The 24361-nt window shown below is 52.2% G+C and carries 20 protein-coding genes, 2 tRNA genes and 1 pseudogene; 20 read left to right on the top strand and 3 right to left on the bottom strand.

Going from position 1 to position 24361, the window contains the following annotated elements:
- The first annotated feature begins 118 nt into the window (after positions 1-118).
- The 6 genes from ACP9M6_RS09095 to ACP9M6_RS09120 all read left to right on the top strand — a co-directional run bounded on the left by ACP9M6_RS09095 (position 119) and on the right by ACP9M6_RS09120 (position 5546).
- Positions 119-1012, top strand: coding sequence for a peptidylprolyl isomerase (locus tag ACP9M6_RS09095; protein ID WP_427450420.1), 894 nt, complete (start codon positions 119-121; stop codon positions 1010-1012).
- 67 nt (positions 1013-1079) lie between these two features.
- Complete coding sequence (locus tag ACP9M6_RS09100) at positions 1080-1538, top strand: peptidylprolyl isomerase (RefSeq protein ID WP_427450421.1); 459 nt, start codon at positions 1080-1082, stop codon at positions 1536-1538.
- Between the two features lie 21 nt (positions 1539-1559).
- Positions 1560-2618, top strand: a complete 1059-nt coding sequence (queA, locus tag ACP9M6_RS09105; protein ID WP_427450423.1) for a tRNA preQ1(34) S-adenosylmethionine ribosyltransferase-isomerase QueA — start codon at positions 1560-1562, stop codon at positions 2616-2618.
- On the top strand, positions 2618-3751 hold the full coding sequence (gene tgt, locus ACP9M6_RS09110) for a tRNA guanosine(34) transglycosylase Tgt (RefSeq protein ID WP_427450425.1): 1134 nt from the start codon (positions 2618-2620) through the stop codon (positions 3749-3751). Before queA ends, tgt begins: the two co-directional genes overlap by 1 nt.
- Before the next feature lie 65 nt (positions 3752-3816).
- A tRNA-Lys gene (locus ACP9M6_RS09115) sits at positions 3817-3893 on the top strand.
- Positions 3894-4187: 294 nt separating this feature from the next.
- Entirely contained in the window at positions 4188-5546 is a 1359-nt protein-coding gene (locus tag ACP9M6_RS09120) for an OmpA family protein (protein WP_427450427.1), read from the top strand.
- A 311-nt stretch (positions 5547-5857) separates the two neighbouring features.
- On the opposite strand, the gene phhA is transcribed toward ACP9M6_RS09120, so the two are convergent.
- The gene (gene phhA, locus ACP9M6_RS09125) at positions 5858-6697 is read right to left on the bottom strand and encodes a phenylalanine 4-monooxygenase (protein WP_427450428.1); all 840 of its coding nucleotides are present in this window, start codon (positions 6695-6697) and stop codon (positions 5858-5860) included.
- Positions 6698-6968: 271 nt separating this feature from the next.
- Here phhA and ACP9M6_RS09130 point away from each other — a divergent pair, with 271 nt between their 5' ends.
- From ACP9M6_RS09130 to ACP9M6_RS09140, 3 genes are all read left to right on the top strand, one after another.
- Positions 6969-7880 carry a M48 family metallopeptidase gene (locus tag ACP9M6_RS09130; protein WP_427450430.1) on the top strand — a complete coding sequence of 304 codons (912 nt, stop codon included), beginning with the start codon at positions 6969-6971 and terminating at the stop codon, positions 7878-7880.
- Between the two features lie 82 nt (positions 7881-7962).
- Positions 7963-8039 (top strand) — tRNA-His (locus tag ACP9M6_RS09135).
- An 81-nt stretch (positions 8040-8120) separates the two neighbouring features.
- The gene (locus ACP9M6_RS09140) at positions 8121-9257 is read left to right on the top strand and encodes a DUF2336 domain-containing protein (protein WP_427450432.1); all 1137 of its coding nucleotides are present in this window, start codon (positions 8121-8123) and stop codon (positions 9255-9257) included.
- Here the strand turns inward: ACP9M6_RS09140 and ACP9M6_RS09145 are convergent.
- The gene (locus ACP9M6_RS09145) at positions 9254-10036 is read right to left on the bottom strand and encodes an NAD kinase (RefSeq protein ID WP_427450434.1); all 783 of its coding nucleotides are present in this window, start codon (positions 10034-10036) and stop codon (positions 9254-9256) included. The two genes, ACP9M6_RS09140 and ACP9M6_RS09145, sit on opposite strands and share 4 nt — an antisense overlap.
- 88 nt (positions 10037-10124) lie before the next feature.
- On the opposite strand from ACP9M6_RS09145, the gene ACP9M6_RS09150 reads away from it, so the two are divergent.
- Positions 10125-10898 (top strand): hypothetical protein, encoded by a 774-nt coding sequence (locus ACP9M6_RS09150; protein WP_427450435.1) that lies wholly within the window; start codon positions 10125-10127, stop codon positions 10896-10898.
- On the opposite strand, the gene ACP9M6_RS09155 is transcribed toward ACP9M6_RS09150, so the two are convergent.
- A complete protein-coding gene (locus ACP9M6_RS09155; protein WP_427450437.1) occupies positions 10895-11341 on the bottom strand; it encodes a c-type cytochrome in 447 nt (148 codons plus the stop codon). The two genes, ACP9M6_RS09150 and ACP9M6_RS09155, sit on opposite strands and share 4 nt — an antisense overlap.
- Positions 11342-11532: 191 nt before the next feature.
- Between ACP9M6_RS09155 and ACP9M6_RS09160 the strand changes: the two genes are divergently transcribed.
- From ACP9M6_RS09160 to ACP9M6_RS09205, 10 genes and pseudogenes are all read left to right on the top strand, one after another.
- Positions 11533-13212 carry an acyl-CoA dehydrogenase gene (locus ACP9M6_RS09160; RefSeq protein WP_427450438.1) on the top strand — a complete coding sequence of 560 codons (1680 nt, stop codon included), beginning with the start codon at positions 11533-11535 and terminating at the stop codon, positions 13210-13212.
- Between the two features lie 419 nt (positions 13213-13631).
- Positions 13632-13697 (top strand): annotated as a pseudogene (locus ACP9M6_RS09165) (hypothetical protein); the annotation flags it as partial.
- Positions 13698-14024: 327 nt separating this feature from the next.
- Positions 14025-16133, top strand: coding sequence for a calcium-binding protein (locus tag ACP9M6_RS09170; protein ID WP_427450440.1), 2109 nt, complete (start codon positions 14025-14027; stop codon positions 16131-16133).
- Between the two features lie 50 nt (positions 16134-16183).
- Positions 16184-18064, top strand: coding sequence for a calcium-binding protein (locus ACP9M6_RS09175; protein WP_427450442.1), 1881 nt, complete (start codon positions 16184-16186; stop codon positions 18062-18064).
- Between the two features lie 71 nt (positions 18065-18135).
- A complete protein-coding gene (panB, locus tag ACP9M6_RS09180) occupies positions 18136-18963 on the top strand; it encodes a 3-methyl-2-oxobutanoate hydroxymethyltransferase (RefSeq protein ID WP_427450444.1) in 828 nt (275 codons plus the stop codon).
- A 99-nt stretch (positions 18964-19062) separates the two neighbouring features.
- Complete coding sequence (locus tag ACP9M6_RS09185; protein ID WP_427450446.1) at positions 19063-19794, top strand: tetratricopeptide repeat protein; 732 nt, start codon at positions 19063-19065, stop codon at positions 19792-19794.
- A complete protein-coding gene (locus ACP9M6_RS09190) occupies positions 19784-21232 on the top strand; it encodes a PQQ-binding-like beta-propeller repeat protein (protein WP_427450448.1) in 1449 nt (482 codons plus the stop codon). Before ACP9M6_RS09185 ends, ACP9M6_RS09190 begins: the two co-directional genes overlap by 11 nt.
- Positions 21232-22728, top strand: coding sequence for a ribosome biogenesis GTPase Der (gene der, locus ACP9M6_RS09195; RefSeq protein ID WP_427450449.1), 1497 nt, complete (start codon positions 21232-21234; stop codon positions 22726-22728). Before ACP9M6_RS09190 ends, der begins: the two co-directional genes overlap by 1 nt.
- Before the next feature lie 18 nt (positions 22729-22746).
- Positions 22747-23751, top strand: coding sequence for an NADPH-dependent aldehyde reductase Ahr (gene ahr / locus ACP9M6_RS09200; protein ID WP_427450451.1), 1005 nt, complete (start codon positions 22747-22749; stop codon positions 23749-23751).
- Positions 23752-23820: 69 nt separating this feature from the next.
- Positions 23821-24297 (top strand): hypothetical protein, encoded by a 477-nt coding sequence (locus tag ACP9M6_RS09205; RefSeq protein ID WP_427450453.1) that lies wholly within the window; start codon positions 23821-23823, stop codon positions 24295-24297.
- Positions 24298-24361: the final 64 nt, after the last annotated feature.

Below are 24361 nucleotides of genomic sequence, written 5' to 3' on the forward strand. Positions count from 1 at the left end.
TACCGCTATTCATCTGTCAGAGTGTGTTCACATCTATTCGCTTATGTGGTGAGTGACACCAATACTCTCGTCCTGGCGGGTGAGAGTCCCTGATCGTCCGACCGAAGGAAAACATATCATGATGTCTCGATTATTATCCGCCGCTGCGATTGGCTCTGCTCTCTTGGGTGCGGTTTTGATGTCCGACCACGCGACTGCGCAATCCACAGATGCAGCAATTTTTACGGCTCCTGAAACGGCATGGCGGACGGTTGACCCGGAGAATATGCTTCTCATTCAAACGAAATACGGCAATATCGCCGTTGAGCTGTTCCCAGAAATTGCCCCGAAGCATGTGGCGCAGGTCAAAGCCCTCGCGCGCTCAGGGTTTTACGATAATGTGCCCTTTCACCGCGTGATTGCAGGATTCATGAACCAGACGGGCGACGGGACGAATGGCGATGGGACGGGCGATTCAACGCTTCCGGATTTGGAGGCTGAATTCACTTTCCGTCGCGGAGCAAACATGCCCTTTGCGAAAGTCACGACTCAAAAAGCTGGTCCTGGTCAGATTGGCGTGGGCTTTTACAAGTCTCTTCAAATAGCCAGCCAGCCTACCGCGCAGGCCATGTTTACGAAGGATAATAAGGTCAATGCCTTCGGCCTTCATTGTCCCGGCGTGACCTCTATGGCGCGGACGAGTGATCCGAATAGTGCCAATAGCCAGTTTTTTCTGATGCGGGGCAAGGCCGATCACCTCGACACGGAATATTCCATCTGGGGCGCGACAGTTATGGGACGTGACCTGTTGGAGAAACCTGTTGTTGGCGCCGTTGGTGATAGTAATGAATGGATGCCGGATTATATGGACGAAGTGGATGTGGTCGCCGATCTTGAAGGCGGGGACCGTCCAACCGTTCAAGTTTTGAAAACCGATAGCTCGGCTTTCACAAATTGGGTGGAGATGCAAAAGGAAGCCGACGGGACATATCCTGACATTTGCGAGCTTTCCGTTCCGACGCGAGTGTTGTAAGCGCACCGCAACATAATCAAACTTGGAGCTTCGGTTCCACACCTACATCTAGAAACAGGTTAAATTCATGTCTGAAAAACTCATCATGACGGTCGACAATAATAAAGGCGAAGTTGGCGATGTCACAATCCTGCTCCGCCCCGACCTTGCACCGCTTCACGTCGAGCAAATCACACGTCTTGCCAAAGAAGGCTTTTATGACGGGCTCACATTCCACCGCGTGATTGACGGTTTCATGGCGCAGGGCGGTTGTCCGAACGGCACCGGCATGGGCGGCGCGAAAAAGCAGATCAAAGCCGAGTTTAACAAGCACCCGCATATTGAAGGTGTCTGTTCAATGGCGCGCTCGCAAAATCCGAACTCCGCCTCCAGCCAGTTCTTCATCTGTTTGGACGATGCCGGTTTCCTTGACGGACAATACACCGTCTGGGGTGAAGTTGAGAGCGGTATGGAACTCGTTCACGCTCTCCCAAAAGGTGAGCCGCCCCGCATGCCCGGTAAAATCGTGAAGATGACTGTCGCTTAAGCGACAGGCACTTTCGTCCCCATGGACGTTTCCCTTTTTGATTTCGACCTGCCGGAGAGCGCTATCGCTCTCCGGCCTGCAAGTCCGCGCGACAGTGCGCGGCTTTTGCATATTGGCGTGTCTGGTGATCTGACGGACCGGATTGTACGTGATTTGCCGAACGTTCTCCGTGCCGGAGATGTTTTGGTTTTTAATGAGACGAAAGTCTTCCCTGCCGCCTTTACCGCGATCCGTCCCGCCCGCGAACATGGCGGTGGCGGCGATGTGTCTGTGACCGTCAATTTACACAAAGACCGTAGCCTCGGGGTGTGGGACGCCTTTGTCCGTCCCGCCAAACGCGTCCGTATCGGTGATGTTCTGCATTTTGATGAAGGTCTTAAAGCCGTAGTCGTAGAAAAGCGTGAGGGCGGTGATGTCAGTTTTCAGTTTAATGCGACGGATGACGCTTTGCTTTCCGCGTTTGAACGGTGCGGTGCGCCGCCCTTGCCGCCCTATATCGCCCGCAAACGTGCGCCGGATGGGCAGGATGTTGCCGATTATCAAACCGTTTATGCCAAAGAGACGGGCTCAGTTGCAGCGCCAACGGCGGGGCTGCACTTCACGCCTGAATTGCTCGAACGGCTTGAAGCTGCAGGTGTGCAATCCGAAAAACTTATACTTCATGTAGGGGCGGGGACATTTCTACCCGTCAAATCGGACAATACGGACGACCATGATATGCACAGTGAGTGGTTCACGATTGATACTGAAACGGTAGATCGACTCAACGCGGCGAAGGCCGACGGTCGACGTGTTATCGCCGTGGGAACGACCGCGCTTCGCGCCTTGGAGTCCGCGTCACAAAGTGGAACTCTGGAAGCGCAGTCCCGCGATACTGATATTTTTATCACGCCCGGATATCAGTTCCAGACGGTCGACGGATTGATGACAAATTTTCATTTGCCCAAATCAACCCTCTTTATGTTAGTCAGTGCGCTGGCCGGGCGTGAGGTCATGCAGGCGGCTTATGCCCATGCGATTGAAACGGGTTATCGCTTTTATTCATACGGCGACTCTTCCCTGATCTGGAAAGCGGGCTAATGGCAAAGTTCTCATTTGATATTCATGCGAGTGAAGGAGAGGCGCGGACCGGGGTTCTAAAAACGCCGCGCGGTGATATCCGAACGCCCGCCTTTATGCCGGTCGGCACGGCGGGAACCGTCAAAGGCCTTTATATGGATCAAGTCCGACAGGCGGGGGCGGATATAATTCTGGGCAATACCTATCACCTGATGTTGCGCCCCGGTGCAGAGCGCGTAAAGCGGTTAGGTGGTTTGCATAAATTCGGCGGATGGGACGGTCCGATTTTGACTGATTCTGGCGGATTTCAGGTTTGGTCGCTCTCTAAGCTTCGTAAAATGACAGAGGAGGGCGTGACCTTCCAGAGCCATCTGGACGGATCAAAACACATGCTTTCGCCTGAGCGCAGTATTGAAATTCAGGCAGACCTGCTTGGCGCCGACATTTCTATGCAATTGGATGAATGTACGGACTTCCCCGTGAGTCATGATAAAGCAGCGAAGTCGATGGAACTATCTCTGCGTTGGGGGAGGCGTTCACTAGAAGCTTTTGGCGATCGCGAAACACAAACGTTATTTGCGATTGTTCAGGGCTCAAACTTCCCAGATTTGCGGAAACTGTCAGCCGAAGCCTCCATAGCGGAAGCGACATCGGGGGGATATGGCGGTTTCGCGATTGGTGGGCTGGCCGTGGGTGAGGGGCACGAGGCAATGTGCGAAACGCTCTCTTTCACAACACCACACCTCCCGAAGGACCGCCCGCGTTACCTTATGGGGGTCGGAAAGCCGATTGATATCGTGGAGGCCGTCTATCGCGGGGTCGATATGTTTGATTGCGTAATTCCGACTCGCTCAGGTCGCCATGGCCAAGTCTGGACGGATCGCGGCCCTTATAATATCAAACGCGCAGAATTTGCCGAGGATCGGTCCCTCCTTGACGAATCTATCACGTGCCCGGCCTCACAAGACTACACGAAGGCTTATGTTCACCATCTCATTCGGTCGAAGGAACTCTTGGGTGCGATGATTCTCTCTTGGCATAATATCGCTTATTTTGAAGACCTGATGGCGCGCATTCGAGCGTCAATCGCGTCTGGTACCTTTGAGGCTTTCGTAAGAGGCTTCCGTGCAGGCTGGCCCTCTGAGAAAGGCTGAAATTGTCGCTCTTTTCAGGGTTGACGAGGGTAGGGCGCGCCCCTAGATAGCGCCGCACTTGGTAAGCGCCCTTAGCTCAGTTGGTTAGAGCGCCTCACTTTTAATGAGGATGTCCGCGGTTCGAATCCGCGAGGGCGTACCATTCCCAGATTATCTTGGAACCATTGTACGGCACGTATGTTTGTAGGGTAGAACGACTAGTTATTAAATGAAGTGAGGCGGTTCAAGCCGCTCGCTAAGTCGGGAAGCCGATGAAAAGTGGTGCAAAAAAGCAACTTTGCCTAAAAAACCTTTTATTTTCGGTCGCAAAGCCTTATTGACCCTTGGCAATCTGGCGAAACTCCGTGTAGGGGTTCGTGGAATTTCATGAATCCGTATACGGATTTACAAAGTTTAAACTAGAAAAATGGCGCAGCCATTTATTGGAGGAAAACCCATGAAGCAGAAGCTTCTTATTGCAGCAGCCGCAGCAGCCATGATGGCAGCTCCGTCTTTCGCTGCCGCTCAGGATGGATCTGGTTGGTACTTGAAAGGTGCTGCCGGTATTGGTCAACATACGGACATTGAACTTGATGGCGGCATCATGGGTGATGTCGAATCAGAAGGCGATCTGGCACTCAATGCGGCTCTTGGCTATGACTTCGGCGACAACTGGCGTATCGAACTTGACGGTACGACGATGTTCACTGAACTTGGTGCTGTTGAGCAAGTGCCGAGCTCATTCGCAAAGCTTCGTACAGACGCTTTGATGCTGAATGCTATTTATGACTTCTCAGATTTTGGCAAATGGGAACCATATGTTGGTGCAGGTCTAGGCTTGGTGCGTGGTGATGCATCCGTCTCCGCTCATGATTTCCTCAATGGTCCCGTACTCGTCCGCAATCCCGTTTGTAACTCAACACGTGATTTCGGTGGCTCTGTTAACCGTTCGGCTTTCTCATGTGACGTTAGCGACACAGATACAGGTCTTGGTTGGCAGCTTCTTGCCGGTTTGGGCTACGACATCACGGATAACCTGACTTGGGATACAAGCTATCGCTACATGCAGGCTTCCGATCTTGATTTTGGGTCCACTCAATTAAACTCCTTAACCGGGTCCTCACAGGCTGGTGCAGGCGTCAGCTTTGAAGATGTTGGTGCTCACCAAGTTCTCTCAGGCTTCCGTTACCGCTTTGGCGCGGCAGCTGCTCCTGTTGCTCCAATCACACCACCACCACCTACACGTGATTATAAGTGTTGGGATGGATCTATGGTCTTCAATGCAGGTCAATGTCCTGCTGAAATCGTTGAGCCAACAACAGAAGTCTGTTGGGATGGATCGACAGCCGCAATTGGTGCGTGTCCGATTCAAGAAACAGTCACATGTTGGGATGGTTCACTTCGTTACAACTTGAACGAATGCCCGGTTGAAGTCGTTCAGAACGTTTGTACTGAGCAGTTCCGTCAGGAAATCATCTATTACGAATTTGACAAAGGTCAGTCCGCTGAAACACGGAACACAATCAACCGTGTTCTCGATATCGGTCAGTTCTGTAACGTGGAAGCTATCCGCGTTGTCGGTCACACTGACACATCCGGTTCTGCAGCCTACAACCTCGGCCTTTCCAAGCGCCGCGCATCCGATGCGATGGAAGAGCTTGTCCGTCAAGGTGTAAGCGCCAACCGCATCATGTCCGAAGGCAAGGGTGAAACTGAGCCATTCGTCGATACTGGTGATGGCGTCAAAGAACAGTTGAACCGTCGTACAGAAGTTCTTCTGACACTCGGCAACATCGATGCGATGATGTCCAACTAGGCTTTTAGCCAAACCAAAATTACGAAGCCCGGTTTTCGAACCGGGCTTTTTTTTATGGACATAGGGGCTGTGAAAAATAGAGTCGCCCAGTCGCCCAGTCGCCCAGTCGCCCAGTCGCCCAGTCGCCCAGTCGCCCAGTCGCCCAGTCGCCCAGTCGCCCAGTCGCCCAGTCGCCCAGTCGCCCAGTCGCCCAGTCGCCCAGTCGCCCAGTCGCCCAGTCGCCCAGTCGCCCAGTCGCCCAGTCGCCCAGTCGCCCAGTCGCCCAGTCGCCCAGTCGCCCAGTCGCCCAGTCGCCTAATTTCTTATATAAATCAGAGCTTTAGAAGGTTGTCTTTTGCCAGAACCTCGGAAGAGGTGTAAGCTGTCTCATCTTCTCCAAGCTGAGCGTAGATCGGCCCAAAATCTTGCTGTGTGGCTTCGAAGAGTTGTTCGTATGATTCAATCACGAAATATGACTTCTGAAAATCGTCAATTTCATAATTCGTTCGCATAACGCGCTCGAGATCAAAGCCTATTCGGTTCGGTTTTTCATCTTCCAAGGCATAGCGACTCTCTCCCGCAGAAGAGACGATACCAGCACCGTAGATCCGCAATCCCGCTTCTGTTTGGATCAACCCGAATTCGACGGTGTACCAATAAAGCCTCGCAAGATTTTTCAATCGCCCTAGTTTTGCGGCCCTTAGGCCACCCTGCCCATAGGCTTGCATATAATCAGCGAAGACGGGATAGGCGAGCATCGGGACATGTCCAAAAATATCGTGAAATACATCCGGCTCTTGCAGGTAATCCAGCTGACTACGTTTGCGAATGAAACGACCCGCAGGAAAGCGACGATTGGCAAGATGGTCAAAAAACACCTCATCCGGGACGAGGTGAGGGACCATTACGACTTCCCATCCCGTCAGGGCTTTGAGGGCTTTATTCAGGCGCGCGAGATCAGGTATACCCGATCGGCTCAATTCTAAACGCTTGAGACCATCTAAGAAGACGGGGGCTGCGCGATCCGCCAAAATTTCGATTTGACGATGATAGAGGATGTCCCAAACCTCATGCTCCTCTGCTGTATATTCGTCCCAGCATTGATCAATCGTGAAATCGGCCCTCGGGGTTTGCTTCGCAATCACCGGATCATCAATTTGAATATCGCTCATGCGTGTTACTTAGGGGGCCGTTTACACAATGTCATTGCGTATCCTCCTGTCAAAGCCGCGTTTTAGAAGGTGGATATTCCCCTGTTCAGCGAAGCGTCATTAAAAAAATCTATATGTAATCTCATAAGTTTCGGTCCAATCACGAGATTTAAGCCGAAAATTCTATTGAACGCTTATGATAAATAGGCGTTAATAGAGGAGACAGGACTCTGGAACGTCCCGGTGTCATACTGATGCTGACGACAGTCCGGTTAAGCCACGGAGACAGATTATGTGTGACCATCATTCAACAGGCGAAACCGAAGCCCCTCATGAGAAATTTATGCCGCGCCGCCGTATGTTGCAGGCCCTCGCTGCAAGTGGGGCTGTTGCAGCTGGCGGCTCTCTCTCCAGCTGTTCGACCAACCCTGAAACAGGACGTAAGCAATTCGTAGGTTTGGCCCCGGGCAACCTCTCACAGGCCGCGGCCTCAAGTTGGGCCGAGATGAAGGCAAAAATCCCGACATCCAACGACCCGCGCTATACCTCGCGTTTGCGAAATATCGGTAATCGTATTTCTCGCGGGGCCGGTCGCGGTGATCAGGCTTGGGATTATGCCGTTTTCGATACGGATACGAAAAATGCTTTCGTTATGCCGGGTAATCGTGTCGGGTTTTACAAGGGCATGATGGATTTTGCGGAGTCAGACGATGCGATTGCAGGGATCATGGGGCATGAAGTCGGGCACGTTTCTGGAAAGCACGCGCAGGAACGGATGTCCCTGCAAATGGTATCTCAATTAGCTGTTGTTGGCGGGACCGTTTTGGGCGGATCGCAAATGTCAAAAAAATGTGACCGCGTACCGGCCAATCAACGCAATAGCTGTCTCAGAACGGCAAGTCAGAACACAGCGCGTTTGCAACAAGCCCTTGGCTTAGGCACATTATTGGGCGTGGTACTCCCTTATTCACGTCGTCATGAAGCGGAATCTGATCTTTTGGGTGCAAATTATATGTATCGTGCGGGATATGACACGCGGGCTTCTGTTGGGCTTTGGGAGAAAATGGCGGCCAATTCACCATCGCGTCAACCGACTTTCCTCTCAACGCATCCCGACCCGGCCTGGCGCGCGCAGAACTTGGCCGATTATATCACACGCCAAGAGAAAATGGGGTCGCAAGGATTCCGCAACATTAATACCTAGCGTATTAAGATATGCAGTTTGACGCGGGAAAAGGGTTGCACCTTTTTCCCGTCTGCCGTAATCGGCCACTTCTGATTAGGATGCCGCCTTAGCTCAGTTGGTTAGAGCGCTGGTTTGTGGAACCAGAGGTCCTTGGTTCGAGACCAAGAGGCGGTACCATCTCCCCAAAATTTGAGGCTTGCTAACCCGCAATTAACGACGTTCCGTCACAAGATGGATTAACGTTAAGCGGGTTTTCTTATGGCTGTGTCTCCAAGCATTATTGATAGATTGGGAAGAGGGACAATTCGTCAGGCCTTAAAGGGGGAAACGGCGGAACGTCGGGCCAATGCGGTGCAGAAAATCGGGCGCGATATTCGGGATGCCAGTCTCTCTGAGCCTGACCTTGCTTTTGCAACGACACTCATGGACCGTATTTGTAAGGATGTGTCCGACCTCGTGCGCCGCGCGCTGGCGGTTACATTGCGGAGCTCTCCGCACCTACCACCGCATCTTGCGCGTCAGTTAATCGCCGATATTGATTCGATTGCTGTTCCAATCTTGTCCAGTTCGCCCGTTCTGACGGATGCGGATTTGAGGTCCGTTTTAAAATCAAAAGCCGCCGAGAAGGTCAGGGCGATTGCACAGCGAAAAACACTCAGCCTCCATATCAGTCATGCCATTGTCAGCTTTGGGGATAGTGCAGCAACGGCGCGTCTCGCGGCGAATGACGGGGCGTTGATCTCGCCGGAAACGGCAGAACTGATCGGAACGCTGCATTCAGATAATGACCTCATTCGTGAAGCGGTTCTCTCTCGCGAAGACTTCCCACCGCAGGTGATTGCAAAGCTAATTGATCAAAGTGCGGCTAAAGTTGACGCCAATTTGAAAACCTACCCGGGTATGTCTGACCAACGGGCGGGGCTTGTCTCGCGGGATATGGCCGAACGGGCCAGATCATATGTGATCGGGGAGAGTTGGCCTCAGGATCGGTTGCGAGATTATGCGCGGTCCTTGGATCGGGCGGGGAAACTGACACCGCGGCTTGTTCTGCGGGCTGCCGGGCGCGGGGATATGCGCTTCGTCTTGACGGCGATGTCTTTGCTGGCGCAGCAAACGCTTGAAAAGACGAGTGTTCTGGTGCTCGCGGGAAATGGAATCGGGGCCAAAGCCGCCGCGATCAGAGCGCGTTTTGATGTTGGTCAAGTCGCCCTTTTCACAGCTTGTGTAGATGTTTGGCTGGCAGTTGAACGCGAGAATACGGCGCTAAGCCGCGCGCAATTTCAACGTAAAATCGCCGAGCGCCTTATCAGTCTTGAATTAGACCTGACCGATGAAATGGAGTCCGATCTTCTGGATTTGTTAGATTCAAATGCCGGATTGAGACTCGTGGCTTAGGTCGCGAATTGCTCCTGCAGGATTTTCTCATCCAGCCCGTGCTGCTCATCAAAGAGTAGCGTGAGAGTCGTTTCGCGGTCCTGTTCGATTTCGATCGACCTGACATCTCGGATGTCTGAGTTGTCCGCAGAGGCAGAGACGGGGCGCTTGACGGGATCGAGAACGTCAAATCGTACCTTTGCATGACCGGAGAGAAGGGCCCCCCTCCACCGTCGAGGACGAAATGCGCTGATCGGCGTGAGGGCCAAAATGTCTGAGCCAATAGGAATGACGGGGCCGTGGGCCGAGAGATTATAGGCGGTCGATCCCACCGGTGTGGACAACATCACGCCATCCGCAATCAGTTTTCCCAGCCGTTCGCGCCCATCGACGCTAATCTTGATATGGGCGGCCTGTTGGGATTGACGAAAAAGAGAGACTTCGTTGAAGGCTGTATCCGTGACCTGCCCACCTGCGGCTTGCGCCGTCATCTTTAGGGGGTGAACTTCGGTTTGTGTTGACTGGTCCAGTCGCTCATGCAGGCCCTCAATGACAAAACCATTCATCAAAAACCCGACGGTCCCTTGGTTCATGCCATAAACAGGAAGCCCCCGCTGGACGAGCGGAAGGTAGCGTCGGAGTGTTTCCAGCATGAAACCATCCCCGCCTAATGGAATGATCGCATCCGCCTCAGCGGCATCAACATTGCCGTATTTCGCAATTACAGCTGCTAGCGCAGTCTGTGCTTCGGGTCGCGCGGAGGCGACAAAGGCGAGTTTTCGGTAGGTTTCTTGTCCCATAATTTTATTGCTTTATATTTGACCGGGCCGCGTGGCAAAGCCTAATCCTATCAACAGGATGAGAGTGGCCTTTTTAATATTATTTGCAATGACTTGCGTCGGTTGGTTCACGCCCTCGGCCCAGGCTGGCGCGTGGAATCAAAAGGCAGGCGAGGGGCTTATCATCACGACGTCAGGCTGGTTCCATGCCGATGATCTGTTTCAGGATGATACCGTTCGTGTTGATTTTTTGGGATACACAAAGAGTGAAACGCGCATTTGGATTGAATCCGGCCTGACGAAAAAGCTCACATTTGTGGGTAACACCGCTTATCAAGACCTCGATTACCGCGATGATTTGAGCCGTATCACCTATCAGGGCTTGGACGATATTGAACTCGGCATGCAATGGCAGTTCAAACGTAAAGAGGGTTTGGCTGCAGCAATCCGCGCCAGTTACATCATCGATAGTGGTTTGGATAACCGCTTTCCCGATGTTCAGTCCAATGGTGATACGGTAGAGTTTCGCGCTCTTTTGGGGCAAAGCAAAGAAACCCTGATCGGGGACTTTTTCCACGACACGCAGGTCGCCATTCGTGTGGATACACTCGGTATATTCGACAGTATCCATGGGACCACGACCCTGGGATATAAGCCAACAGACAGGTGGTCAGTCATGGCGCAGGGTTTTGCGGATTATACTGAGAACCTCGCCACGGATGGCAGTCGAGATCAGGTTAGGTCTCAGATTTCAGGCCAGCTCTCGCTCGTCCATCAATTCAAACCTGGGCGATATGCGCAATTGGGCGGTAAACTCACATTAGACGGACGCAATGCCGTCAAAGAGCGCGCCCTGATTATTGGCGTTTGGACCGAATATTAAGGCGTTGTTTCCGCAAGCATATAGGCTTGGACGGCGTCGCGATCTTCCTGTTTCTTCAATCCAATGAAGCTCATCTTCGTGCCTTTAACATATTCCGCGGGCTTTTTCAGATAGGCATCCATCGTCTCTTGGTCCCAGACAATATTGCTGGCCAGCATGGCTTTGGAATAGGCATAGCCTTCTTTTTCACCGGCCTTCGCGCCGTAAATTCCCCAGAGGTTAGGCCCGACTTTATTGCGGCCATCTTGATCCAATGTGTGGCAAGCACGGCAGCGCTTATAGATTTTCGCACCGCGTTCTTCGAGTGACATGGCCGTGACAGGCGTCGTAACAACAGGAGTTGCAGGCGTGGACGCCGTTTGAGGTGTGGATGTCGAATCGGAACCCGAACAGGCGGTAGTCAGAAGTGCGAGGGGCAGGGCGAAGCGTAGAAGTAAGGTCATACGCTCTAGTGCTTCATCCGATAAGCCTTCGCAAGTCCGCTTTGTGCATTTTCGTATGTGATACGCGTCATCTTGGCGCTTAAAATCTGCATGGTGACATGCCATATCAACTAAGAAAAATTCGTGAGGCCAAAATGACTTTCCAAGCTCCCGTCAACGCTATGCAGTTTCTCCTCCGTCACGGAGTTGATATGGACAAAATTCTGGCCATGCCTGAATTTGCAGAAACCAATGATGAGTTGATTGGCGACGTTCTCAACGGGGCAGCCGTCTTTGCACGTGACGTGGTGGCCCCGACCAATTGGGCAGGGGATCAGAACCCGGCACAGCTTAATGGTAAAGACGTGACAGCCTCACCCGGGTTCAAAGAAGCTTATCAAGCCTTTGTCGAATCTGGTTGGCAGAGCTTGGCCATGAAACCGGAAATTGGCGGCATGGGCCTGCCGTCGGTCGTGTCTGTTGCGACGAATGAAATGATCTATGCGGCGAATATGGCCCTCGGCCTGTGCCCAATGCTGACGAGTTCTGCGACAAAAGCGATCGAGGCTCATGCCTCTGACGCTCTCAAAGATATGTATATTCCGAAAATGGTGACGGGTGAGTGGACGGGCGCGATGTGCCTGACCGAGCCGCAGGCGGGCTCCGACCTCGGACCTGTCCGCACGAAAGCTGAAGATAATGGCGACGGGACTTACTCCATCACAGGTCAGAAGATTTACATCACATGGGGTGATCATGATTGTGCGGATAACATCATCCATCTTGTCCTCGCGCGACTGCCTGACAGTCCGGAAGGATCCCGTGGGATAAGCCTGTTTATCTGCCCAAAAAATTTCGTGAATGAGGATGGCAGCCTCGGGGAGCGCAATGATTTCTACCCCATCGGGTTAGAACACAAGCTCGGTATTCACGGCAGTCCAACCTGCGTCATGGAATTTAATAAAGCCAAAGGCTGGCTCGTCGGTGACGTGAACCGGGGGCTCGCCTGTATGTTCACAATGATGAATGAAGCGCGTCTTTTTGTGGGAGTGCAGGGCGTAGCCATCGGCGAACGCGCCTATCAAGCCGCTCTACAATATGCGCATGACCGCGTGCAGGGAACGCCTCCGGGACAGGAAAAAGGGGCCTCGATTGTGCATCATCCTGATGTTCGCCGCATGCTCATCGATATGAAATCCCGTCTCATGGGCGCACGGGCTATTGCCATGGCGACGGCGGCAGCCGCGGATATGGGCGACCATGCGCGCGAAGGCCTGCTCACACCAATCACGAAATCCTATGGCTCCGACCTTGGTGTCGATGTGGCCTCAATCGGCGTGCAAGTCCATGGCGGGATGGGCTTTGTCGAAGAAACAGGGGCGGCACAGCACTTGCGCGACTCCCGCATTGCACCGATTTATGAAGGTACAAATGGTATCCAAGCTATTGACCTCGTCGGACGCAAACTCCGCCGGGATGGGGGTGAGGAAATGCGCGCGTTGATCTCTGATTTGAGAGAGATTGAAACCCTCGCAAGGGAGAGTTCTGGCACAGGCGAGGCGGACTTGCAGGTCTGTGTTCGTGCTCTGTCTACGGGGATTGAAACCTTGTCGACGGCGACAGATATATTGCTGAATGCGAAGGAAGAAGACGCACTCTCCGTTGCGACACCTTATCTGACGCTTTGCGCCAATGTCCTATCGGGCTCATTATTGATCAAAGCCGTCGCAAACGGTTTGACTGCAGGTGATGCGTTATCGGCAAATATGGCGAGCCTTGCCCGATATCACGCACTTTCCGTGATGCCGCGCGCGGCAGCTCAACTCGACTTTATTCGGGCGGGCGCAGAGTATGTGTTTGAATTCCCGGTCGGGCAGTTGGCGGATCTGTAAGCGACCCATCAGAGCTCGTATTAGAAATTCGTAATATACCAACTTGTGAAGTGTGAATTTCTTTCAATCCTCATGCGCAAGGGACTGTAATTACATAGCTCTATAAGCGAGGTCTAAATGCTTAATTCCGTATCTTGATTAGTTTCACCTTACAGCTATGGACGGGATTTTTTGGCACCTCGCTCAATATTGATTTTCCTGATATTTAGTCCTCTTTGACAATTATCGTGACACGCCGGCCAGACTTCATTGTTGGTTAGTTCAGTAATGATCTTTTACGTGGCTCTGAAAGCGGTGATTTTACTGAGGGCGGAGTCGGGGATGATGTTATATTTGGACAGGACGGAACCGACGAGATTTTCGGTGGAGCCGGCGCAGACACATTACGGGGTGGTAGTGGCGTAGATATTATTTAAAGTGGCAGCGGAGACAATTTCCTGTCTGGCGGCGATGGCAATGATTTCATTTATGGGATACAATTGTAATTGTTGAATTCGTCAGCTTCTTTAATAGGACTTCGAATTTTCAAGATTTGATAAACACTCTGACAGGTGGTACGTCTTTATCAGTATCTGATTTTGAAGATGTTTCATCGGAAGCAAGATCTGTCTGGGCTAATGTTGAAAATCTATCTCGCATGACTACGGAAATAATTGGTCTCGACGTCTTAGCTTCGGAATTTGACGACTTTGAAATGCCGGACTTTGATATTTGGGTATAAACCATCGGCTGATTTGAATGAAGTTTTGGGGGCGATAAGATAGAACGCCTGTGAAAATTTTTATCGGCCTCTCATCAGAAAAGTGAAACTCATGTATCAAATTTACGATCTCAATCCGCTGGTTTCACCATTTGAAGGACTGGAATTAGAGTCCGTATTGTTGAACTACAATCGCCAAGCTTTATCGGTTGATCCCGTCTCCATAGCCCCGCCTCAATCTGAAATAACTATAGAGTTCAACGGCAGAAACGAAACTTTACAGGGCACTGAACGCCGTGACGTCATCACAGATACGGGTTTTCGGAATATTATTTTTGCCAATGGCGGGAATGATGAGGTGATCTCAAATGCGTCCACGTTACAAGTCTATGGCGGTGAGGGTCACGATAGAATTTCGAGAGGAATTGAGATTTTCGGCGGTGCTGGGAATGACTGGCTTATTCCTAATGTCGGTGGCCGTGCTTATGGCGGCGATGGGGATGACACGATATTTATAGAGGCCGCGCCAAGATCCGATCCCGCCGATGCGTTAGCGGATGGCGGAGCTGGAAATGATCTCATCTATTTGCGGGGTGGCCCTTCGACGGTGATCGGCGGGGAGGGAGATGATACGTTTGATCTCACCTTTTTTGGGGATCGCGGTGGATTGACCATCATGGACGGGGGTGTTGGTCTTGATACATTCATCATTGCAAATGGGACACGCAGGAAGAGCGTCAAAGATGACCTTGTTGCCTCCATCACCGAACAGGGGGACGGCAGTTTTATTTTGGATTGGGCGCGTGGTGATACAGATATCCTAATTGATGTTGAATTTGTTCAATTTAGAGATTTCACGATAGATTTAAGGGAGGGGTCTCCCACGATCACGGCTCTTACCGACAGCCGGGTCGATGTTGATAATTATAGCGGGACAGAAGGCGTTGACATCATACAGGGATTTAATGGCGACGATGTTATCTACGGCCTCGGCGGATCGGATTACATCGAAGGCGGCCGCGGAAATGATACACTTTATGGAGGAGACGGGAACGATACAATCAACACCACACGCGGTGCATCATTTAGCGAAGACGCAACGGACACCGTATTTGCGGGAAGTGGAGACGATATCATTCTGACCAACCGATACGGGACAGATATTGTCTCAGGCGGCGCAGGGGACGATACAATCGTCGCTTTGACGCGTCTAGATACGCCAACGTCCGACTCTTACGACGGTGGCGAAGGTTTCGACACTGTCGAATTTCAGAGAGTCAGTATTTTTGAGATGGAGTCATTTTCCCAAGATGCATCGACTGGCGTTATATCGCTTTCCCTCGGGAGGAAGGGAGTGACCCTATTGGAGAATATTGAGCAGATTGCCTTCGATGATTTCACGATTGATATGACGAACGGCTTGCCAAAATTCGGTGCAGCTATTGACGCCTTTGGTCGTGTCTCCGGTTCAAATGACTCCGAACTCATATTTTCCGGATCAAGTGCAGGGCAACGTATTCTCGGGCGTGATGGTAATGACTTCATAAATGGCGGTGGTGGAAATGATTCCATAACGGGCGGTGACGGAAATGATTATCTGTTGGGCGGGACAGGCAATAATGCACTGCGCGGCGGAGAGGGAGATGACTATCTTGATGTCGGCGAAAGCGGGAATGCTTTTGGTGGTAATGGTGATGATACAATTTATATTTCGACAAATTTCATCGTCAAAGCGTTTGGCGGAGACGGAGATGATCTTTTTATCATAGATGAATTCGGTCAGACTCTCACAAAACGTATCGTGGGTGGCGACGGATATGATGTTCTGGAATTTGACGGCGATAGATATTTCGACAGCGTTTATAGTTTCGAAGTCAGGGAAAATGGAAATTTGGTCATTTTCGAGCGTGCGGACGTGAGGGCGATTGTGTCTTCGGTTGAAGTCCTGAAATTTGATAATGCGACGATCTTCGTTCAGGATATTTTGGATAAGCTCGCAGAAGATGAATTGGGCTTGGAAAGCCCCGCATTAGAGATTGCATATAATGATCTTGAAGAGTCCCCAACACTCACCGATTTCGAAGATCTTTCATTGCAGTCAAATTCCGTTTGGGCAAATGCAGGAAACATATCTCGGACCGCGACAGAGGCGTTCGATATCGATGCGCTGGAGGACATACTCATTGATTTGGAGGTACCAGAATTTGATATTTGGCTTTAGGGCTTTTGCGAGGCTAAATTTTCTAAGATTTACGGGTTATGAGGGTAACTATGTTTAATGTATTGACGCTTCATGAGTTCTATCAAGGAAAGTGGCAGCAGAGCTATTTTGATCTAGAACAAATTCTTGATGATCCTGGACTCTCAATCACGCTCCAAGGGGGAGACGGGAATGAGAGTTTAGACGGGTCCGAACAGGGTGATACGATCCGCGGCGGCGCTGGGCGTGACGTCATAAATGGCTTTGGCGGGAATGACAGTCTTTATGGCGAGGACGGCACCGACACGATTAATGGGGGCGATGGGAATGACTTCATTGACGCAGGTCGCGATGCCGTTCGTGATTTTGTAGATGGCGGTGCTGGACGCGATACGATTTACGATTGGGGCGGGAATGACGTCATTCGAGGTGGCGACGGCGATGATTTTATCGCTGTATTTAGCTCTGACGATGCCAATGATTATTATATTGGCGGAGAGGGCGAGGACCGCGTCAGTTATGTCTCTGGAGAGTCGTCTGACTTCCGTGTCAGCCGAAATGAACGTGGCCAAGTCGAAGTTCAGGATAGTCGTGGGAATGTCGATATCTTGCTCCAGATTGAAACGATATCTTTCTCTGATTTAGATATTGATTTGTCCCTACCGCTGCCTGTCTACACGGATTTGACGGATGGGGATGATATATTTGAAGGCACATCCTCCGCAGATATTGTTCAGGGTTTCGACGGGAGGGATACGCTCTCGGGGGATGCGGGCGATGACAGTTTGAATGGCGGAGCAGGTCGAGATAGCCTTTATGGAGGCGACGGTGACGATGCGCTTTTCGGCGGCAATGACACGGATATTTTGGATGGCGGCAACGGTGATGATTTCATCGATGCAGGCCGAGATGCCGTTCGTGATTTTGTAGATGGCGGTGCTGGACGCGACACGATTTACGATTGGGGTGGTAATGACGTCATTCGAGGTGGGGCGGGCGATGATTTTATTGCTGTGTTCAGTTCTGACGATGCGAATGATTACTATATTGGCGGGTTGGGAACGGACCGGGTGAGCTATGTCTCTGGTGACTCCGCCGATTATCAAGTCAGTCAAAATGCGCGCGGCCAAGTCGAAGTCCGGGACAGTCGCGGCAATGTCGATATTTTGATACAGGTTGAAACGATATCTTTCTCGGACTTAGATATCGACCTGTCACAACCGCTACCGATTTACACGGATTTGACGGATGGAGATGACGTTTTTGACGGGTCATCACTTGCAGATATTGTTCAAGGGTTTGCCGGTGATGATGTCCTTTCGGGCGGTGCGGGTAATGACAGTCTAAATGGCGGAGAAGGACGTGATCGGCTTGAAGGCGGGCTAGGCGATGATTCTCTATATGGCGGAAATGGTACAGACACTTTGAACGGAGGTGACGGCGATGATTTCATTGACGCGGGTCGTGATGCTGTCAGGGACTTTGTAAATGGTGGTGCGGGCCGTGATGTAATTTATGATTGGGGTGGAAATGACGTTATTCGGGGTGGAGACGGCAATGATTTCATCGGCGTTTTTCCGTCCGATGATGCGAATGATTATTATCTGGGGGGTGCCGGAACGGATACGGTCAATTACCTTGAAGAAATTGCCAATTTCACGCTTCAAATCAACGCGCGTGGACAAGTTGAAGTCGTAGATGAGGACGGAAATATTGATACTCTAATCGCAATTGAGTCTATCCGATTTTCCGATGTAATTATCGATACCGCTACTCTTGGACGCACAGATTTCAATGCGGTTTCTGATTTTGATGACCTGACTGTTCTGCAGGAGGTCTCTTGGTCTGAGGCGATGGATATGGTGCTCGCGGAGCCAGAAACCATGAATATTGATATTTGGCTTCAAGGCCTTGCAGATATTGAAATGGTTGATGCTAGCCTTTGGATTTAAAATCCCTAGATAGTGTTTGAAACGGGCAGGGCTAATCGCCTAGTTTCATTGCAATTCGTCTCGGAGGTTCCATGTCTGCTCAAACGTCAATCCGCCGTATCACCGCCCCGCAGATCACGGCGCGTAAAGGGGGGGAGCCTATCGTCTGTCTGACGGCCTATGATGCGCCGACGGCTGCGGTGCTCGATGAGCATTGTGATCTCCTCCTCGTCGGTGATTCTGTTGGTATGGTTGTGCATGGATTGACGTCTACTGTTGGCGTGACGCTGGATATGATGATTTTGCACGGACAAGCCGTGATGCGCGGGGCGCACCGGGCGCTGGTCGTCGTGGATCTGCCTTTCGGGTCTTATGAAGACAGCGTACAAACGGCTTTTCGCAATGCCTCCCGCGTGATGATGGAAACGGGGTGCCAAGCCGTGAAGATTGAGAGCGGGTCTTATGCTGCTGAGACCATCGCCTATCTGGTCGAGCGCGGCATTCCCGTCATGGCCCATGTTGGTCTTCGACCGCAGAGCATGCATGTCTTGGGCGGGTTTAAAGCGCGAGGCCGCAATGCCGCCGTCGCAGATGAAATCGTCGCGAATGCTAATGCCGCCGCAGAGGCTGGCGCGTTTGCGGTCGTGGTGGAAGGTGTTTCGGAAGAGCTCGCCAATATCGTAACCGACGCCGTTTCTATCCCAACGATTGGGATTGGGGCGTCCGCCAAATGTGACGGGCAAATCCTTGTGACTCCCGACATGTTGGGGCAATTTGCCCGCGTACCGAAATTCGTCAAGAAATATGGGGCGCAACTGGACGCCACGCGGGACGCTGTGGCGCAATATGCAGCGGATGTGAAAGACCGCACCTTCCCGACAGAGGCGAATCTCTACCGTTTCAAATCATTTGATTCCTGAGGAATCCGTAATGCCGTTAGCGGTTGTGTCGCACCTAATGCGGGGCTAGGTTCCGCGAAATTCTCAGGCCTTTGGCCGTCATGATTCAGGGACCTGACTGTGGTCGATTTCATTAATGAGGTGGAAGAGGAACTCCGTAAGGATGACTATAACCGCCTGCTCAAAAAATATGGCCCCATCATCGGTGTCATCCTTTTCCTCATTGTCGCGGGTGCGGCCTTCTTGGAATGGCAGGAATATGCGCAGGATAAATCCGCGCAAAAAGTCGCGGCCGTCTACACTGCAGCTGACACGGCTTTGGAGGCGGGTGACCTCAACGATGCGACAGAGCAATTTATCGCGCTGGGCGAAACCGGACCGGAAGGCTATGCAGGGTTGTCCCTGATGCGCGCAGCGGCCATTCGCCATGAGCAAGGTGATCTTGCAAGTGCGATCCTATATTTTGATCAAGCGGCCGCGAAATTTTCCACACCCCGCCACAAACAACTGGCGCAATTAAAGTCGGCTTATCTCTTGGCGGATCAGGGGGCTTATTCCGATGTCGTGACCCGTATGACGCCGCTTATCGAAGAAAACGCGCCTTATGAGTTTTTGGCACGTGAACTTCTGGGTTTTGCTCAACAACAGTCCGGAAACGAATCTGCAGCGCGAGAACAATTTGCTTATCTCACCGCCATTCCCGGTGTTCCGCAAACGGTGAAACAGCGGGCAGAACAGTCCATAGCATTGATGAATGCAGAATCTGTGATCAATGCGCCTGAGCCCGTTTTAAATACGCCAACGGATGAACCCACGGAACCAACTGAGACGGATGCGACCGATGAAGACTAAGACCATTCTTCTGGCGTTCGGTGCGTCTTGGCTCCTCTCTGGCTGTGCCATTCTCGGTGGTGCTGTCGATGCGGTAAATCCTTTTGATAAAACGGATGCTGAAATTCGCGCTGAACAGGGCGAAGTTGCGGGCGATTCTGAGCGAATTTCAATTCTCGAACTGTCCGAAACATTGACGGTTGCAGCCGCAACAGCACCGGAAAATCTCTTCATTCCCGAGCCCTATGTGAACACGGACTGGCCGCAAGTGGGCGGTAACGTTGAACATGTTGTCCAGCATACAGGTGCCTCCGGCCCACTGGAACGCGCGTGGACAATTGATATTGGCGAAGGTTCAGGCCGCAAGGGACGTATTACCGCCCCGCCAATCGTGGCCAATGGCGTCATTTATACCGTGGATGCGCAATATAACGTAAGGGCCTTTAATGAGGCCACACAAGATCGTCTTTGGGAATTTAAGGTCGAAGCTGTTGAGCGTCAGTCAACCCGTGAAGGCAAAACGTCCTTCATTGACCGGATAAAAGACCCGCTGACCTTCACGGATGGCGATGGCAGCGATAGAGAAGGTGTCGGCGGCGGTCTCGCCTTTGCCGATGGAAAGATTTTTGTTTCCTCCGGTCTTGGTAAAGTCGTCGCGCTAGACGCCACAACGGGCGCGCTTGTCTGGGCGCGTCAAACACGTGTGCCGCTGAATTCTGCGCCAACCGTTAGCAATGGTCGCGTTTTTGTAGCCTCTGATGACAATGAGCTTTTCGCCCTGAATTCAAACACGGGTGAGGTCCTCTGGTCCTATCAGGGCATTATTGAGACGGCGCGTATGCTCACATCACCTGCGGCCGCCGTAAAAGATGATGTTGTGCTCGCTCCGTTCTCCTCAGGTGAATTGGTCGCGCTGCGTGTGCAAAATGGCGGTGTGCTTTGGCAAGATTCGCTGTCCTCCTCGGCCCGCCTGACACCACTTGCTTCCCTCAATGATATTGCGGGTGGTCCCGCCGTTGCAGACGGTTATGTGGTTGCCTCTGCGCAAAGCGGCGTGATGACGGCTTTCGACTTGCGCACCGGACAGCGTGTGTGGTCACAGCCTGCGGGAACGCTCGGCATTCCGTTGATCACGGCTGACCTCATTTTTACGGTCACAACGGATGGTCAAGTCGCGGCGATGTCAAAGCTGGATGGCTCGGTGATTTGGTTGCAGCAGCTCGAGAACTTCAAAAATCTTGAAAAGCGTAAAGAACGGACGGTCTGGATTGGCCCCATCCTCGCGGGTAACCGTCTTGTGGTTGCCAGTTCACGCGGGAATGTCGTGACACTCGATCCGCGCTCCGGCAGTATCGTGAAAGAACTTGATCTTAAAAGCCCCATTTTCGTTCCGCCCGTCATCGCCAATGAAACCGTCTATCTTCTGACAGATGACGCTAAGCTTGTTGCGCTCAAGTAGTGGCCCGTAAGCGTCGCTACGAAGAGGATGAGGAAGACGGACCAGACGAATTAAGACGTCCGGCCCGTATTGCCGTGATAGGTCGCCCCAATGTCGGCAAATCGACGCTGTTCAATCGATTGGCGGGCAAGAAACTCGCCATTGTCAATGATACGCCGGGTGTAACGCGGGATGTCCGTGAAACAAAATCCCGCATGCGCGGTCACGATATGACCCTAATGGACACGGCGGGATTTGAGAACGCGACAGGCGACAAGCTTGAGGCCCGGATGCGGGCCCAGACAGAGGAAGCCGTGCGAAGCGCGGATGTGCTCCTTTTCGTCTATGATGCCCGCGAAGGCGTTACGCCACTCGACCGGATATTTGCGGATTTCGTTCGTAAAACGGGTAAGCCAATCGTACTCGTCGCCAATAAGTGCGAAAGCAGTGCCGCCGACGCGGGCATTAATGAGGGCTACTCCCTGGGTATGGGGGATCCCGTGGAAGTCGCGGCCGAACATAATATCGGCATGGTCGATTTAGATGATGAGATAGATTTGGCCTTGCGTGGGGTGAAGCTGGAGATTGACCCGGAACCTATTGATACATCAGAAGCGCCCGTACGCATCGCGATTGTGGGCCGGCCCAATGCGGGCAAGTCCACGTTGATCAACACGCTCATCGGGCAGGATCGCCTCTTAACCGGTCCGGAAGCGGGCGTGACGCGCGACAGTATCACAATCGACTATGTCTGGCAGGGTCGTCGCGTGCAATTCCACGATACGGCGGGTATGCGCAAGCGGGCTAAGGTTCAGGAAACGCTCGAAAAGATGAGCGTGCAGGACTCGCTCCGCGCGATTAAATTTGCGCAAGTCGTCGTGCTCCTCATGGATGCGACTTCGCCTTTTGATAAGCAGGACCTCCAAATTGCAGATCTCTGCGAACGGGAAGGGCGCGCGCTTGTCATTGGTGTGACCAAATGGGACCTCGTCGAGAATAAATCCGAGATGTCGAAAGCTTTGCGCGAAACCGCAGCGCGACTGCTCCCGCAGTTGAAAGGTGTTCCCGTCGTTATGTTCTCCGGCCTGACCGGAAAGTCTGTCGACCGTCTTCTACCCGCCATTGAACGTGTGCAGATTGATTGGTCGGTCAAGGTCAAGACATCCGAGTTGAATGACTGGCTCGGCGAGAAAGTCGTGCGCCACCCGCCGCCCGCCGTGAATGGGCGTCGGATCAAGCCGAAATATATCAGCCAGACCAAAACACGTCCGCCAACATTTGTCCTCAAATGTTCCCGCGCGACGAAACTGCCGGAGAGTTACAGCCGCTATCTCGTGAATGGCCTGCGCGAGGATTTCGACCTCTGGGGCATCCCGATCCGGCTTTATGTTAAATCGGATGACAACCCCTATGACCGGACCGTGCGTAAACAGGGTATGGAACCGCTCGGCAAATTGAAAAAAGGCCGTGAAAAAGCGGGCAAAGTCAAAAAACACCCCCGCCCCGACAAAGGGTGATTTTTTAAAGGATCCGCTATGTCCGATATCAATGCCTATGCTGCGCGAGAGGCCGGCGGAAAACTCGAACCTTATTCTTACGATCCGGGACCGCTTGGCGCAAATGATGTCGAAATAGACGTCGTCGCGTGCGGGCTCTGTCACTCTGACCTGTCCATGATTAATAACGATTGGCGCGCGAGCCGCTATCCGATCGTTCCCGGCCACGAAGCCGTCGGCACAATCCGCGCGAAGGGCAATGCCGTGACCTCTCTCGATATCGGGCAGATGGTCGGTGTGGGATGGAACGCGAAAAGCTGCCAGACGTGTCAGCCCTGCCTGTCGGGGACGCAGCAGCGTTGCAATACGGGTGTCACTACAATCGCCTCGCGCGGCGGGTTTGCGGATCGCGTTCGCGTGCAGGATATTTGGGCTGTGCCTATTCCGGACGGTATTGATCCCGTCACGGCTGGACCACTCTTTTGCGGTGGCATCACGGTCTTTGCGCCTTTCGTGAATTTTGGCCTGAAACCTACGGACCGGGTCGGCGTGATCGGCATTGGTGGTCTAGGTCATCTCGCTGTGCAATTTGCGAACGCTTGGGGATGTGAAGTCACGGCTTTCACAAGCTCTCAGGATAAAATGGACGAGCTCAAAACGCTGGGGGCGCATCGCGTCGTCAATAGCCGGGATCGTGGTGCGCTCAAGGCCCAGCGCGGCTATTTCGACTTCCTCATTTCGACTGTGAATGTAACACTGGACTGGCCCAGCTATATGGCGACACTCCGCTCAAACGGCCAGCTCATCACAGTTGGCGCTGCCCCCGAACCGATGGGGGTACCCGCCTTCAGCCTCATTAGCGGGGGTAAATCTGTTGGTGGGTCAGACACAGGCGCCCCACATGAAGTCGCCACAATGCTGGAATTCTGCGCCCGTCACGACATTAAACCCATGGTCGAAACTTTTGACATGGCCGACGTGAATGACGCGATTGCGCATCTGAAGTCTGGAAAAGCGCGGTACCGGGTGGTGCTGAAAACCTAAAATGTAAAAAATACTAGACATTATCGCGTTGCATCACTATGTAAAACATATCTTACATAGGAGTGAACGATGACACGTATTTCAGATATGAGTTCGACCCAGCGGAAAGCTTGGCTTATCGTTTTGGCGGATGGTGCTGTATTTCTTTGGTTTTGGCAGAAGATGACAGTGGGTCTCTCGCTCAACCCGATTGGTTATGACATTGGCGAGTTTGGGCGAATCATATTTGGCCTCGTCGTTTTGACCGTAATTCTTCACGTTGTCATTGCCGGAATTTTCGATCTTCTTGCTAGAAAAGGTGGAAACGGACGAGATGAGCGCGATATCGAAATCGAACGCAGAGGCGCGTTTTGGGGCTATCGCGTTTTGCAGATAGGTGTCGGAATTATTACGATTGGCATTCTTATGAGTGCGAGTTTTGAGATTGGATTTCAACCTTCAGTGCTTTTTGAAACACCGGTTCAAATCATATTCTTCCTCATCGTCTTTAGTTACATTGCGGACCTCGTGAAACATGGCGTCATGATTTACGGATATGGTCGTTAGGTGCACCCGTGCCAGAGTAGATCAGCAGTTAAAATTCAATATTAACACAGAATTACACGGAGTC

Origin of the sequence: Litorimonas sp. WD9-15 (assembly GCF_050271975.1) — a bacterium.
Classification (GTDB): domain Bacteria; phylum Pseudomonadota; class Alphaproteobacteria; order Caulobacterales; family Maricaulaceae; genus Litorimonas.

What these genes read in the sequence shown, in the direction of transcription:
- ACP9M6_RS09095 (WP_427450420.1), top strand. Translation starts at nt 119, where the DNA reads ATGATGTCTCGATTATTATCCGCCGCTGCGATTGGCTCTGCTCTCTTG.
- ACP9M6_RS09100 (WP_427450421.1), top strand. Translation starts at nt 1,080, where the DNA reads ATGTCTGAAAAACTCATCATGACGGTCGACAATAATAAAGGCGAAGTT.
- queA (WP_427450423.1), top strand. Translation starts at nt 1,560, where the DNA reads ATGGACGTTTCCCTTTTTGATTTCGACCTGCCGGAGAGCGCTATCGCT.
- tgt (WP_427450425.1), top strand. Translation starts at nt 2,618, where the DNA reads ATGGCAAAGTTCTCATTTGATATTCATGCGAGTGAAGGAGAGGCGCGG.
- ACP9M6_RS09120 (WP_427450427.1), top strand. Translation starts at nt 4,188, where the DNA reads ATGAAGCAGAAGCTTCTTATTGCAGCAGCCGCAGCAGCCATGATGGCA.
- phhA (WP_427450428.1), bottom strand. Translation starts at nt 6,697, where the DNA reads ATGAGCGATATTCAAATTGATGATCCGGTGATTGCGAAGCAAACCCCG.
- ACP9M6_RS09130 (WP_427450430.1), top strand. Translation starts at nt 6,969, where the DNA reads ATGTGTGACCATCATTCAACAGGCGAAACCGAAGCCCCTCATGAGAAA.
- ACP9M6_RS09140 (WP_427450432.1), top strand. Translation starts at nt 8,121, where the DNA reads ATGGCTGTGTCTCCAAGCATTATTGATAGATTGGGAAGAGGGACAATT.
- ACP9M6_RS09145 (WP_427450434.1), bottom strand. Translation starts at nt 10,036, where the DNA reads ATGGGACAAGAAACCTACCGAAAACTCGCCTTTGTCGCCTCCGCGCGA.
- ACP9M6_RS09150 (WP_427450435.1), top strand. Translation starts at nt 10,125, where the DNA reads ATGACTTGCGTCGGTTGGTTCACGCCCTCGGCCCAGGCTGGCGCGTGG.
- ACP9M6_RS09155 (WP_427450437.1), bottom strand. Translation starts at nt 11,341, where the DNA reads ATGACCTTACTTCTACGCTTCGCCCTGCCCCTCGCACTTCTGACTACC.
- ACP9M6_RS09160 (WP_427450438.1), top strand. Translation starts at nt 11,533, where the DNA reads ATGGACAAAATTCTGGCCATGCCTGAATTTGCAGAAACCAATGATGAG.
- ACP9M6_RS09170 (WP_427450440.1), top strand. Translation starts at nt 14,025, where the DNA reads ATGTATCAAATTTACGATCTCAATCCGCTGGTTTCACCATTTGAAGGA.
- ACP9M6_RS09175 (WP_427450442.1), top strand. Translation starts at nt 16,184, where the DNA reads ATGTTTAATGTATTGACGCTTCATGAGTTCTATCAAGGAAAGTGGCAG.
- panB (WP_427450444.1), top strand. Translation starts at nt 18,136, where the DNA reads ATGTCTGCTCAAACGTCAATCCGCCGTATCACCGCCCCGCAGATCACG.
- ACP9M6_RS09190 (WP_427450448.1), top strand. Translation starts at nt 19,784, where the DNA reads ATGAAGACTAAGACCATTCTTCTGGCGTTCGGTGCGTCTTGGCTCCTC.
- ahr (WP_427450451.1), top strand. Translation starts at nt 22,747, where the DNA reads ATGTCCGATATCAATGCCTATGCTGCGCGAGAGGCCGGCGGAAAACTC.
- ACP9M6_RS09205 (WP_427450453.1), top strand. Translation starts at nt 23,821, where the DNA reads ATGACACGTATTTCAGATATGAGTTCGACCCAGCGGAAAGCTTGGCTT.